Below are 13,389 nucleotides of genomic sequence, written 5' to 3' on the forward strand. Positions count from 1 at the left end.
ATTTGGGCCAATTTCATGCGCTGATTGCGGGCCGAGAAGTTTTTGAAAGCAGGCCGTACACTTAGGTGCCCTAATCAGCAACACATAAATCTGAACTTTATAGGCCAATAATGGTCATTTATTTAATTACTTCTACTTCCTCGGCCTGAGGTCCTTTCTGTCCTTTTCCTATTTTAAAAAGAACAGTTGCTCCATCAGGAAGTGTTTTAAAGTCGCCACCTTGAATCGAGCTAAAGTGGACAAAGAAGTCTTTGTCACTGCTTTTAATAAAACCAAATCCCTTGTCTTTATTAAACCATTTGACTTTACCACGAATTTTATTAGTCATTTTTGTTTCTTTCCTTATAATGGGGATATATAGTGTCCTGCGATGTGGTTCTCTGTGTCAATAGTTGTTAATTTACTCACCGTCATTTAATTAGTGGAGTCAATGGACTCTTCAGTCTCTCCCTTTACTTTTTTCAACGAAACCACTTTATCACACTGAATCTCAATGATATTTGTTTTAGCATTAGATACGCCCCAACATCTTAGTCTTTTCCCCTCTTTATCGATGAATAGCACGTGAATAACCAAATTGCTCCCAAAGGTGTTGTCGATGGTGATGTCTTGAGTATTATTCGTTTTTGTTAAAAGCCTTCCCAGTGAATTGCCATACCGGTGGAACTCTATGAGTACTTCAGTATTGGATAGGGATACATTATTTATTTTGGAATCTTTGTGGTATTTGAGGTGATAGGATTGCATACCCGCATAGGCATTGAGTGTCGTGAGGGAAAAAATTACCGAGAAAATAATTTTACGAAAGACTATTTTTTTTATTTTAAATGACATGATATCACTCATGTGATGCTTATCCTTATTCTTGCTCATGTACTTATACTATTTTGTCATAAAATTTTTACATGCCCAATCTTTAATAGCATAATTTATTTTTGTCATCATATCGTGCAGTAAACAAAATACCTTATTATGAGGATCGAGACTCATTTTAGTTTATATTAATGACCCTTAACTAGGATTAGTTTGTTATGCATGTACGTCGCCGCCATCCATGCAAAGAGCGATACTTGGAATAAATGCTTCGGTTATAGGTTTGTTCCTCACTGCGTTTTATAAAATAAGTATATCTGCATAATAAATTGATGTTAAATTTACAAATTAAAAAAAGAAAATAATGTCAAAGCAAAAGGAGGGCTTGAGGCCATGTCCCTAGATATTGAAACGCCGGATTATCTCAAAAAAACCTATTGGTGGGCTTATGTTCAGCCCTGGGCGATCAAATTCTGGGACCGTGAGTGGCTCATCGAGCTTATACTATGGTTTAACTATAAGCGTCTGCGCGACGCTGCCCTCGCCGCATTCGGCGATGAACTAGCCGGATGCACTATCCAGCTATCTTGCACCTATGGCACGCTGACCCCTCGTCTGTATGAAAAAATCGAAGAATTTGACGGAAGCTTAGATGTCGTCGATGTTGTGAGGCCTCAACTTGAGAATCTAAACCACAAATTATCACAGCCGAACAGAGTTCGTCTCCTCAATATGGATGCCTCGAAGCTCGATCTACCAAATGAAGGGTATGACCGGGTTTTGCTGTTCTTCCTGCTACACGAATTGCCGAGTGACGTGCGTGAGCGCGTGCTCGACGAAGCATTCCGCATTGTCAAACCAGGTGGAACCGTTTTGATTGTTGAGTTTTCCAAGCCGAAATGGTGGCATCCTTTGCGTTATATTTACCTGCCATTTTTAGCCATTCTTGAACCTTTCGCCCCTGATATTTGGAATCACGACGACGTGACCGCGTGGCTACCGAAGCGTCATGCCGACTGTCTCGTGAAGCGGGAACTGTTTTTTGGCAATTACTACCAGGTTCTGCTGTTCAAGGCATCGACATGACGGATTGGTTTTAGCCGGAAAATGGGTCATATAAGCTTAACCATAATTTTCGAAAGTAAAAGCAAATAAGAATTCTTCAATCGGGATTTTAGTATTCAAATTTCACATAATGCCTGTAAGTCCCCTATGTGCTCAACAAAATTAGGGAAACTTAACAAACACCTAGTAAAGGTCGGCTACTCAACAATATTTCATGGATGCATAGACAAGCCAAAAATTACTGACATTTCTTCGAATCGTTTAAAGAATCTTTTGTTGCACACCCCACCATATAATCCACCGCAGCCTCTATATCCTTATTACTGCAGCCAGAGCAGCCACCATTGGCGGGCATGCTTGCATTTCCCACAATCGATATATGATAAAGATGTTTTATACCGCTCCTGATTAAGGGATTCCAGGTCATGTAATCACCTAATTTAGGTGCTCCATTGGCACCGAGATTATGGCAAACGGAACAATGTAACTTATAGATTTTTTTACCTAAACTGACATTTTTAAGTACAGGCGTAGGAATTGTAGGGCTTTTGATGCTTTTTAAATAATCAATAATCGATAGCAAATCATTTTGAGGCAGGTACCTCAAACTATTATGTACTGCTTCAACCATAGGTCCATGTAATTTTTCGCCACCAAACTGATTTTCAGTAAATGCTTTAAGCAGTATTTTATCTGGAACATCATCCAATGCTGATTGGGTAATATCTGGGGCTAAATAACCTTCTCCACAAGCACCTGCCAGATTATATTTTTGTATGGGTGCACCTAGAACCAGATCTTGATTAAATAAATAATAAGAAGGAGTATGACACATTCCGCAGTGTCCCAACCCTTCTACTAAATAAGCACCTCGGTTCCAATTGGGAGTTTTTTCAGGATTATTTTTGTAAGGTCCTGTATTATGAAAAAAGAATAATCGCCAACCCAGTTGAATAAATCGCCAGTTAAATGGCCAAATCATTTTATTTTCCAGATTGGGTTGCTCTACAGCAGGGATGGCATTCAAATAAGCTTTGATTGCCAGTAAATCTTGTGTCGAAACTTTATTGAAATAAGGATAAGGAAATGCAGGATAATAATAAGTATGAGCTGGTGAAATTCCTTTTCTCATCGCCTTAATAAAATCAGAATCGTTCCATTGTCCAATACCAGTCTTCTTATCTGGGGTAATATTTGTACCGTAAATAATGCCATAGGGTGTTTGGATGGGGAATCCTCCGGCAAATACTTTCCCGCTTTCTGAAGTATTGGTATGACAGGTAATGCAATCTCCTGCTTTTACAAGAAGCTCCCCGTCCTTAATTTGTTTTATTTCTGCTGGGGATTTTCCTTTTAAATTTAGAGTTGGATAACTAGGAAAATTAATTGGCTGCTCATAGACAGGAATTGATTGTCCGATATTTTTACTGATTTGATAAAAAATAGTGCCGCCAATACCTATTAATCCAAGCAAAAAGAGTACTGCAACAATCCCTATAACAATCCATATTTTTCGCATTGATTGACCTCACTTGGCAAAAGTGCTTTCAATATAGTCTAGAGCGGCTTTTAAATCATCATCTGATAAAGAAGGGTTACCCCCTTTAGGAGGCATACCTCCAATACCTTTGATCGTATTTTGCAGTAAAACACTGGATGACTTAGATAGCACTCCTCCTTTTTTGGTAAAATCGGGGAATGCAGGACTTGTCCCCTTACCGTCAACTCCATGACAGGCCACACAGTTTTTTTGATAAATGTCTTTTCCTGAAGCTGTAGGTTTTCCTGTTTTTGTAATGTTTGTTTTAGCCGCTTGACTTTCCTGGTTGTTTTGTTGACTTGCAGTCGTTGTTGTACCCGTTTTAAATTCGGAAAGGGATGCATCAGTTAAATAAGCTAAAACTTCTTTTGCTTCCTCTCCAGTTAATCCGCCCTGGATGCGCATATGTAACATAATGGTATTCCATTGGTTGGGAGTAAACTCAGTCGGTGCACGATTATTATGGCAGCGTGCACAGTTATCTGCCCATAATTGAACCCCCGTTTTTTGATGCATACCCATCTTGGAAAAGAGTTTACCCGCGTAAGCGATAGAGGGTTCATTGATGAATAGAATTCCAGTGATTAAGACCAATTTTATCCAAAAACGACTTTGCATCCGCTTGTCCCTCATATTAAAAACCACAAACTAATTGAATCAAGAACAGATTACTATCGCTATCTGTACCATGTTGGCCGTTATTGAATTCATAAGCGGCTTGCAATGCAATACTCGGTGCAAGCCAATAATCCAATCCAAGTGCCACTTGATGTTGGCTTTGACTTGAAACGGGTGAGGTGTATCCACCCCAACGTACAATAGGTTGCAGTTTTGTTGCAGGAATCATATAGGCCGCTTGCAGGTACCAAGCCTTCCAGCCTGCGCTTTGAGGGAATAAACTTAGGTTTTGCGCACCGATTTGTTGTTGAATTACTTCGGCTCGAAAATCCCAGCTTTTCCATTGGAATGAAAGATCTGCTCCTAGTGATGTATAATCACGCCCACGTTCGCCAAACGTCAAGTTTGTATTGACATCAAATAATGCTACGTTTCCTCCAGCACCTGAAAACCCAATCTCCAAATTGGGGATCGGTAGAATCCCTACTCTTCCTCCTCCAATAAACGTACCATAATTATTAGGGTAACTGTCGGTCGATATGAAATCAATTAATCCAGTCATTGGATCCGCAAAAGCACGGGGACCGTTAGCAACAAAAGCAATGTAATTCATTTTGAGTCTGGATAAAAGATAGAAACCTCCTCTAAGTTGTGCTCCCAGTTGTGTTTGCGGTGCGGCTTCATCACTATCAAAACCTGTCGGAGCTGTGGGTAGTTTATTTACCCAGGAGGGAGATAGATTTTGTACAAAATAACCCAGAGGGCTATCCAATTTTCCAATTCCAAAAACCGCAACCTCGTTTAAAAATAAATTGAGATTAAGATTGCCTAACTCCACAGTGGTATTGCCATCATCATCAAGGGAGAAATCAAGGTCTGAGTGCAGCAAAAGCAGGTCCTTATATCTAGCTAGAACCATCGGGTTAAAAGTAATAATATCAAAACTTCCGCTGCGATTATTGGGAACACTATATCCTGCACTGGCACTCCCTGTAAGAAGCGCAGAAAAATCAGGATTTGGCCAAAAATAGGATGTGCTTGTTACATTACTTTCCTTATTTTCAGTGGATACCCCTTTGTTACTTTGTTGTTCACTCTTCTCTACCGGCTTCTGCTCTAAAGGTTTTTTACCTTGCGAACTCGATTCAGTGTTCTGATTTGTCTTATTTGTTTGTTGTTGGATAGGGGTAGTAGACTGAATGGTTTGACTTTTTTGTTCGGGAGCAAAAGCAGTTTTAATATAATCCAAAGAAGCCTTCAAATCAGCATCTGATAAAGAAGGATTACCGCCTTTCGGAGGCATACTTCCAATACCATAGATTATATGATGAAGTAACACGTCTGAAGATTGTGCTAACGCCCCTCCTTTTTTGGTCAAATCAGGGAAAGAGGGAGCTACACCTTTACCATTAGCTCCATGACACGCAGCACAATTTTGTTTGTAGACCACTTCGCCATTTGAGGATGGTGCATTTGTTTTTGGTATTATAGGTTGATTCGTTTTGGGTTCATTATTTTTAGTAATCGGTTCTACAGTTTTATTTTGTCGGTTGAGTTGTGCTGCCTCTAATCGTTCAAGTTTTTTGTTTAATTCCATGATCTGCTGTTTCATCAGCTGGATATCTTGAGCTTCATTACCTGTAGATTCAGGAATAGGTTCAGGAGCAAAATGACTCATTATGTAATCAAGGGCGGCTTCCATATCCTTATCCGTTAAAGCAGGATACCCTCCTTTTGGAGGCATACTTCCAATGCCACGAATTATATTTTGAAGTAATACATTATAGGGTTGAGACAAAACCCCTCCTTTTTGAGTAAAATCAAGATAGGAGGGTGCAACACCTCTACCATCAACTCCATGACATGCAACACAGGTTTTATTGTATATAGATTTTCCAGATGCAGTTGATGTGGCCGTTTTTTTATCTGCTGTAGGTGAATCAGCTTGCGCTATCGTTGAATTTTTTGGATGAATTTCTTGCCCAAACGCAAAACTATGTGTAGGAAATGTCATAACAACTACATGTGATAGAACACAAAAAATAAATCCCTTATACATCATCATCCTAGAGCTCTTTCAATGGTAAAAGTTTTCTTTTTTCATGTACGTTATGAAATGAGTGGTATGTTATCATGAAAAATAATATCTTGTCTTCAGTACTTTTTTATCTGTGTAATAATTAAAGTACCTGGCTCTTCAGAAAGGTCAATCGGGTTCGGGTATAGGAAACCCTGCTTTTTGATTCAATGTTGCATATTCTGTAGGGCTCATTTGCGGTAATTTTTCGAGGAACGCTGTAATAGCTCAAGTTTTTTCATCATCATCATGAGTCACGTCCCAAGCAGCCATGCCAGTCATGCGAATATCATTTTTCACGATCCATAATGTTAGAATAGCAATAGGGCACGTAATGTACCTGTCCATGCAGCAGGTGTGCCTGCACCAGGAGTGGGTATGTAAGTGGCAGCTGGTTCTATATAAAATCCATTCATTATTTGAGCTTGATAATAAGCTTGGTACATCAATTCAGTGGCACGAGAAAAATTTCTCTTATTTAACCATCCTAAAGAGGCACCAACACCCATGCTATCAACATCACGCTTTGGGATGAGCCCAAATGCGGTAAGACCTCCACCTACATATTGATTAACAGGTAAAACATTAGAAAAATTAATTCCATATTGATAAAACCCAGAAATACCTCTGAAATCATTTTCGCTATATTTATACCACAGTCGCTGAGAACCAAAAAAATAGACACCCGATGTATTCTTTTCTTTAAGAGTGCCCGAACGCACTAATCCATCTTCATACCAACCGCCAACACCTATTTTACCTGGGTAACTATTTTGTTTTAATAACCATGCCGCACTGGTTTCCGCAATATGAAAATAGGATCCATTCAGAGTAGGCCAAACCTTCAATCCCGTTTGTATCCCTCTTGCTAAATTACCATCATATACTCCATAGCGTAAGTACCATGATTTAACAGGTACAAAGTTCACAGTCACCCCATAAGCTGAATTATAATATCCAGGTGTTACTCCTAATTGTGAGGAATTAATAAAAATAGGGGTATAAATTAATCCAGTTAAGCTAGGCATATCTTTTGATAAAGTTAATGGAACAGGTCTAATAACATTTCCAAAGTCTATGGTAGGAACGGATTTACCTATGCGAACTATCAATTTTTTATCAAAAAGTTCTTGTCTATACCAAAATTGATAAAGCTCTGAACGACGTATGGGATTAACAGCTACAATAGAATTATACCCTTCAATAGATCCTGCTTGTTGGTTGACTTGTTGCGCATCGAGTTGAAGATATTGCGCGCCAAATAATCCATCTTTCCAAGCCCCCATCTTTTCAGTATCTAATGTCACATTAAATAAAAACAATTCATCACCGGTCCAATGTTTTGCATAGGGAATTCCACCGGAAAATAATTTGTTAGCATCACCTAATAGCATGCCGCCAAATCGGAAACCGTAATTATTTTTGATATCTAATGTTTTTTCAATATAATCTTGTAATGCTCCATTTCCTGTAACAGCAGTGTCTGCTGCTGGGTTAGAACTAATGCTGGTACTTGTTTCTTGTGTCTGAGCTGCCTGTGTGACCACCGTTATAAAAACACTAAAAAAAATTATAAAATAAAGACTCCATTTATTCATTTTTTATTTGTCATCCCCACAAATTTATGAACCATCTCACCCACTGAGTTGGCAAATAATATTTGCCGGCTTAGTATTCGAATTTGAAACTAAAACTGGATGAGAGGTTCAATAATGAATATTAGCGTATTAGGTATAGATATAGCTAAGAATATTTTTCAATTACATGGAGTCGATAATTCTGGAAGACGAGTATTAAATCAACGAAGAGAATCGACTCACATGCTTTTGACAAACACAATACAATTAACTTATTACCGTGTCGCGAATTCATGTATTGATTTTAATACATGAATAAACGGCTTGTTGCTGAGAATGATCCGGCCATTCTACTCACCCACGACCCCGATGAAGAACTTACTTTTTCCAAACTCGCAATAACTCGATAAAACAGAGTAAATACCGCAACGCATCTTAGAGAGCTACCAGTCGCAAGGGAAAACAATAAGAAAAAAATTAAATTTGGTACATAAATCAGATGGGGATTTTAGGCAGTTACGCTAAAGGTTTAAATTATGTTATTAATTTACGCGCCACCCCTGTTTTAATAGCTGCTTCTTTAACCGCTTGAGCAACATTTTTTACAACACAAGTATCAAATACGCTAGGAATAATGTAAGTGCAACTTAGATGCTGCTCTTCTATAGAGTTTGCGATTGCATAAGCCGCAGCACGTTTCATTTCTTCATTAATCTCAGTCGCCATACAATCCAAGATCCCTCGAAACATGCCGGGGAAACACAATACGTTATTAATTTGATTGGGATAGTCACTTCGTCCTGTTGCAACAATAGTAGCGTATTTTTTTGCATCCTCAGGCATTATTTCGGGTATAGGGTTTGCCATTGCAAAAACAATTGCATCTTTATTCATTTTTTTTACATCTTTGGCGGTAATGACATCGGGTTTTGAAACCCCAATAAAAACATCGGCTCCTTTGATTACTTCATGCACCGTACCTTTTTCAAGATTAGGATTGGTATGTTCAGCATACCATTGATGCCATGAGTGTAATCCTGATTTACCTTGATAAATCACACCGTCACAGTCACAACCGATAATATTTTTTACCCCTAAATTGAGTAACATTTTAGTGCACGCCGTACCTGCAGCACCAATGCCCACTACAACCACTTTAATCTGTTCCAGTTTTTTTTGAACCACTTTGAGTGCGTTAATCATCCCCGCAGCCAACACTACTGCTGTACCGTGTTGATCATCATGAAATACTGGGATATTCAACTCTTTTTTAAGTCGTTCTTCCACTTTAAAACAACGAGGTGCTGAAATATCTTCCAAATTAATCCCACCAAATACTGGAGCAATATGTTTGATGGTGGCAACGATTTCATCCACATTTTGAGTATCTAAACAAATAGGAAATGCATCGACATTGGCAAACTCTTTAAACAATAATGCTTTTCCCTCCATAACTGGAATGGCTGCATAGGGTCCCATATTTCCCAAACCTAATACTGAGGTTCCATCTGAAATAACAGCGACCATGTTTTTTTTAATGGTGAGATTAAATACAGCTTCTGGTTTTTTATAGATTGCATCACAAATTCGAGCAACCCCTGGCGTATAGGCAATTGACAAATCATCTCGAGTTTTTAATGGAATACGACCTTTAATTCTAATTTTTCCACCCAGATGCGCTAGAAAAGTACGATCAGAAACTTGAAGCACCTCTATTTCAGGAATCGCACGCAATTGATTCACTATGATTTCAGCATGTTTTGGACCGCATGTAAAAATGGTAAGATCACGAATCTGGAAGTCTTCTTCAACACGAACGGTATCAATCGCATTGAGTTGCCCTCCTTCTTTTTCAATCGCTGCTGCTAATTTGCCAAAAGTTCCTGGGGTATTTTTTATACGAGCTCTTAGGGTAATACTGCTTGATGCAGAACAGATTCGTTTGTTCATAGTAACTCCATTGCTTCATAACAAATATTTTCGTCTTGCTCTTTAAAAAATTTAAGTACATTTTTTGTAATCCGTACAATTTTTTTTAATTTTATTAAGAGGATTTGATGAAGTTGTATTGGACAATATATAAGTTTCTAGCCATTTTATTATTTGAACCAATTTAATTTTCAAAGGATATAAAGACGAAAAACATGAATCATCATTAGCTATCCAGAATTATTGAGGCAATGAACAATTTATTGCAGGGGGGTAAATGAAATTAAAAGTGATAAATATTTGGTCTGAAATTAGGGGATATCTAAGTACATCAGTAAGTTATTCATTGAACTTACTCAAAACAAGAGCCTTTCAGGCTGATTAAATCTGAACAACCACCATTTAGTAGTTCAGAAGAAATTACGGTTCAATTTTTACCTTGTTTTTAAGCTGCATATAATGATCTGCTGTATCATTTAGCTCCCTTTAATGAAGCACCATCACTGGGATAAATAGAAATCCCAAGGGTGATGGTACTATGCGTTATTGTCTCATCAATAACCAGTTGCAAGTTATTTCAGTTCATTTTCATTATGAATGGCATTCGGCGCATAATTTTGCGTCATCAAAACCGCGCTTGGTTAAAACAAGGCCAAATATGCCCTGAAACATACTTTATGTAGACATCTTCTATAGGAGCAATCGATAAGATTCAGATTGATTAATTGTTTGAACGTATCACATCAAACTCTTCATTTAAGTCAGCATCATGTTTTGACAGAAATTCGTTTTTTACCGCATATTTGAGTGTCCCTTGCAACTTTGATAGGAAGATGTTAGGAGAGCGTAGTGCGGGAAATCTGCATGCTGCGTTCGACGTGGTGGGATTTGGAAATGGGAGATCACCTTACCGCGCCAGATCTCGAACCTACCTGAGAAGGGTTTGGTAAGAGTGAGCTGGCCCATTCTACTCACCCACCACCCCTACAAGAGCTAAAATAAGATCTATTTCCACTAGGTTGAAGTTCAACTGTTCCTGTAAATCGATTAATCATAAGCAATAATACGGAATGAGTATGCAATTACAGGAGCAGCCATAATGTTTTCGCAATATAATATTGGTCATTTTTACGTAAAGCATAGCTTGAGCTCTCGACTACTCATCTATTATTAGACATCGAAATCAAAACCCCACATTGGCCTTTATTGCTTGAATAATCTATTGATATTGAAGATGATATTTCAAATCATCGAAGCTTGCCCGTTTAAGGTGAATTTAATAACACAAAATAAACGAAGGTCTTCGCTGAATACTACCATGTATATCACCTGTAATTTAACCCATCTATACTTTATAAATAAAATAAGTTATTCAATGGAACAAATTAGGAGAAAACGATGGGGAATAACCCTTCCATACGTCTAGCTCAATCTTGTCTGACTGATGCGCGCAAAGCTGCGCGCGAATTTTACGAAGCCGTAAAACAGCCAAACATGGAATTAGTAATTTTCTTTTGCTCAAGCGAATATGATCTGGATGTCTTGGCAGATGAAATGAAATATTTATTTACAGGCATACAAGTTGTAGGTTGTACTACAGCAGGAGAAATTGGGCCTGCCGGGTATCGAGATCACAGCCTGACAGGAGTTAGTTTTTCAGCTACTGATTTTAAGGCTGTAGCCGGCCTTCTTACTAACTTGCAACAATTCCAAATTTCTAAATGCCAGCACTTTACCCAAGAACTCTTGCAACGTATGGAACGACAAGCGGATACTCAAAACAGCTTTGCCTTTTTGTTAATTGATGGCTTATCAATACGTGAAGAACCCGTCACACGGATATTGCAAAGTGAGCTAGGAAAAATTCCTCTAGTTGGTGGCTCGGCCGGTGATAGCCTTAACTTCAATTCTACCTATGTTTATTTCGAGGGGCATTTTCATTCAGACAGCGCTATCGTGACCTTGGTTACTACTAAATTACCGTTTAAGATATTCAAAACACAGCATTTTATTGCCACTGAAAAAAGACTGGTTGTCACAGAAGCGGATACCACCCACCGTAGGGTTAAGGAAATCAACGGCCTACCAGCGGCACAAGAATATGCGCGAATACTCGGTATTGATGCGCATGGTCTTGATCCGATGCGATTCGCTGCCTCGCCAATTGTCGTCATGATCGACGGCACCAACTACGTGCGTTCTATCCAAAAAGCCAATTCCGATGGCAGTCTGACTTTTTTCTGCGCCATTGAGAATGGATTGGTCCTTCGAGTAGCTAAAGGAGTAGATTTGTTGCATAATCTAGAGGAAAATTTTGGCAAACTCCGTTCTGAAATTGGTCCACCCCAACTTGTTCTCGGTTGTGATTGTATTCTACGCAAGCTAGAAGTTTCTCCTGAAATAATAAATCGTATTAACGACATTTTTCAGCAAAACAACACTATTGGTTTTAATACTTATGGCGAACAATTCCGAGGCGTGCATGTTAATCAGACTCTAGTTGGAGTTGCGATTGGCTCAAATTCAAAGGAGGTGGATAATGTTTGATTCGGCACTACCAAATTCCAGTTCCAGCGAAGAGGAATTAAAGAGTGAAATCGCTCGTCTTAACAAGATAATACAAGCCTTGATGGATCGCGCAGAGCGTAGCACTAGTGTTCGAAGTTCTGATTTCAGTCTGTTCCAGACAGCCATTATCTTAGAAGAACAAGTACGTATCCGCACAGCAGAACTAGAACAAGCATTACGCGAAAATGAAAAAATAAATCGTGCCTTACGTGAATCAGAAGAAAAATTCCATAGTTTGGTGAGCCAGTCTCTAGTAGGCATTGTAATCATCGAGAATGGGAAATTCAGTTATTCAAATGCCAAATTTAATGAAATTTTTGGTTATAGTGCAGAGGAAGTTCGGGAATTAGGGCCACTCGATGTCACCGACGAAATGGATAGACCACTCGTATCAGAGAATATCCGAAAACGACTCTCTGGAGAAATGAAGCGAGTTGTTTATCTATTTCATGGCTTGCGTAAAAATGGTGAAGTCATTGATGTCGAGGTTCATAGTAGCATCATGGAAATCAATGGCAAACCGGCACTCATTGGACTAATTATGGATGTAACAGAACGCATCCGTGCTGAACATGAATTGCAAGCATTACAAAAAAGATTGCTTGACCAATCAATACATGATGCCCTGACTGGTCTTTATAACCGTCGCTATCTTGAGGAAACTTTAGATCGAGAACTGATCCTGTCTGAACATAATAATTATCCCATTAGTATAATTATGGGCGATCTTGATCATTTCAAGATGGTTAATGACCACTTTGGTCATCTTGCCGGTGATGAAGTATTACGAGTTTTTGGCACTCTTCTGAAGCAACATGCTCGCCACGGCGACATCTATTGCCGCTATGGCGGCGAAGAGTTTCTCCTGGTATTACCGAAAGTAGAGAAACCTCTCGCAATCGAGCGAGCTGAGCAAGTGCGAAGCACCATGGCTGCTGCTCCCATACTTTACGGCGCCTCAGCTATCTCAGTTACTGCCTCTTTTGGTGTTGCAACATTCCCTAAAGATGGCCGAACTGGAGATGAACTTATTAGTGCAGCTGACAGTGCGCTTTATGCAGCCAAAGCAGCTGGTCGTAATCGAGTGAGTGCCAGCTATAGGCAGTAGGTAAGAGCAGCATGCTGAGGAGCTACATCTTTTAGTACAAACCATTAGGCTGACATATATAATTCTCAAAAAATTTACATTTCATTAAAATTTA

General features: G+C 39.0%; 11 protein-coding genes. 4 read left to right on the top strand and 7 right to left on the bottom strand.

The window, feature by feature from the left end; translation table 11 throughout:
* Positions 1–118: 118 nt before the first annotated feature.
* Both OQJ26_RS16920 and OQJ26_RS16925 read right to left on the bottom strand, forming a co-directional pair.
* Positions 119–328, bottom strand: a complete 210-nt coding sequence (locus OQJ26_RS16920; RefSeq protein ID WP_265704898.1) for a cold-shock protein — start codon at positions 326–328, stop codon at positions 119–121.
* 86 nt (positions 329–414) lie between these two features.
* Complete coding sequence (locus OQJ26_RS16925) at positions 415–846, bottom strand: hypothetical protein (RefSeq protein ID WP_265704899.1); 432 nt, start codon at positions 844–846, stop codon at positions 415–417.
* A 360-nt stretch (positions 847–1,206) separates the two neighbouring features.
* Between OQJ26_RS16925 and rquA the strand changes: the two genes are divergently transcribed.
* Positions 1,207–1,899, top strand: a complete 693-nt coding sequence (gene rquA / locus OQJ26_RS16930) for a rhodoquinone biosynthesis methyltransferase RquA (protein WP_265704900.1) — start codon at positions 1,207–1,209, stop codon at positions 1,897–1,899.
* Positions 1,900–2,116: 217 nt separating this feature from the next.
* Here rquA and OQJ26_RS16935 read toward each other — a convergent pair whose 3' ends face one another.
* From OQJ26_RS16935 to OQJ26_RS16950, 4 genes are all read right to left on the bottom strand, one after another.
* Entirely contained in the window at positions 2,117–3,397 is a 1,281-nt protein-coding gene (locus tag OQJ26_RS16935; protein ID WP_265704901.1) for a c-type cytochrome, read from the bottom strand.
* A gap of 9 nt (positions 3,398–3,406) precedes the next feature.
* Positions 3,407–4,036, bottom strand: coding sequence for a c-type cytochrome (locus tag OQJ26_RS16940; RefSeq protein WP_265704902.1), 630 nt, complete (start codon positions 4,034–4,036; stop codon positions 3,407–3,409).
* 16 nt (positions 4,037–4,052) lie between these two features.
* On the bottom strand, positions 4,053–6,101 hold the full coding sequence (locus OQJ26_RS16945) for a c-type cytochrome (RefSeq protein WP_265704903.1): 2,049 nt from the start codon (positions 6,099–6,101) through the stop codon (positions 4,053–4,055).
* 323 nt (positions 6,102–6,424) lie between these two features.
* A complete protein-coding gene (locus tag OQJ26_RS16950) occupies positions 6,425–7,711 on the bottom strand; it encodes a carbohydrate porin (RefSeq protein ID WP_265704904.1) in 1,287 nt (428 codons plus the stop codon).
* Positions 7,712–7,825: 114 nt separating this feature from the next.
* Here OQJ26_RS16950 and OQJ26_RS16955 point away from each other — a divergent pair, with 114 nt between their 5' ends.
* Positions 7,826–8,005: a hypothetical protein gene (locus tag OQJ26_RS16955; RefSeq protein WP_265704971.1), complete on the top strand. Its 180-nt coding sequence runs from the start codon at positions 7,826–7,828 to the stop codon at positions 8,003–8,005.
* 219 nt (positions 8,006–8,224) lie between these two features.
* Here the strand turns inward: OQJ26_RS16955 and OQJ26_RS16960 are convergent, their stop codons facing one another.
* Complete coding sequence (locus OQJ26_RS16960; RefSeq protein WP_265704905.1) at positions 8,225–9,640, bottom strand: NAD-dependent malic enzyme; 1,416 nt, start codon at positions 9,638–9,640, stop codon at positions 8,225–8,227.
* A gap of 1,377 nt (positions 9,641–11,017) precedes the next feature.
* On the opposite strand from OQJ26_RS16960, the gene nosP reads away from it, so the two are divergent.
* On the top strand, positions 11,018–12,166 hold the full coding sequence (gene nosP / locus OQJ26_RS16965) for a nitric oxide-sensing protein NosP (RefSeq protein WP_265704906.1): 1,149 nt from the start codon (positions 11,018–11,020) through the stop codon (positions 12,164–12,166).
* The gene (locus OQJ26_RS16970; RefSeq protein ID WP_265704907.1) at positions 12,159–13,295 is read left to right on the top strand and encodes a sensor domain-containing diguanylate cyclase; all 1,137 of its coding nucleotides are present in this window, start codon (positions 12,159–12,161) and stop codon (positions 13,293–13,295) included. The genes nosP and OQJ26_RS16970 overlap by 8 nt, the downstream gene beginning before the upstream one ends.
* The last annotated feature ends 94 nt before the right edge of the window (positions 13,296–13,389 follow it).

This window comes from Legionella sheltonii (genome assembly GCF_026191355.1).
GTDB lineage: Bacteria > Pseudomonadota > Gammaproteobacteria > Legionellales > Legionellaceae > Legionella > Legionella sheltonii.

What these genes read in the sequence shown, in the direction of transcription:
- OQJ26_RS16970 (WP_265704907.1), top strand. Translation starts at nt 12,159, where the DNA reads ATGTTTGATTCGGCACTACCAAATTCCAGTTCCAGCGAAGAGGAATTA.
- OQJ26_RS16960 (WP_265704905.1), bottom strand. Translation starts at nt 9,640, where the DNA reads ATGAACAAACGAATCTGTTCTGCATCAAGCAGTATTACCCTAAGAGCT.
- OQJ26_RS16955 (WP_265704971.1), top strand. Translation starts at nt 7,826, where the DNA reads ATGAATATTAGCGTATTAGGTATAGATATAGCTAAGAATATTTTTCAA.
- nosP (WP_265704906.1), top strand. Translation starts at nt 11,018, where the DNA reads ATGGGGAATAACCCTTCCATACGTCTAGCTCAATCTTGTCTGACTGAT.
- OQJ26_RS16945 (WP_265704903.1), bottom strand. Translation starts at nt 6,101, where the DNA reads ATGATGATGTATAAGGGATTTATTTTTTGTGTTCTATCACATGTAGTT.
- rquA (WP_265704900.1), top strand. Translation starts at nt 1,207, where the DNA reads ATGTCCCTAGATATTGAAACGCCGGATTATCTCAAAAAAACCTATTGG.
- OQJ26_RS16925 (WP_265704899.1), bottom strand. Translation starts at nt 846, where the DNA reads ATGAGTGATATCATGTCATTTAAAATAAAAAAAATAGTCTTTCGTAAA.
- OQJ26_RS16920 (WP_265704898.1), bottom strand. Translation starts at nt 328, where the DNA reads ATGACTAATAAAATTCGTGGTAAAGTCAAATGGTTTAATAAAGACAAG.
- OQJ26_RS16935 (WP_265704901.1), bottom strand. Translation starts at nt 3,397, where the DNA reads ATGCGAAAAATATGGATTGTTATAGGGATTGTTGCAGTACTCTTTTTG.
- OQJ26_RS16940 (WP_265704902.1), bottom strand. Translation starts at nt 4,036, where the DNA reads ATGCAAAGTCGTTTTTGGATAAAATTGGTCTTAATCACTGGAATTCTA.
- OQJ26_RS16950 (WP_265704904.1), bottom strand. Translation starts at nt 7,711, where the DNA reads ATGAATAAATGGAGTCTTTATTTTATAATTTTTTTTAGTGTTTTTATA.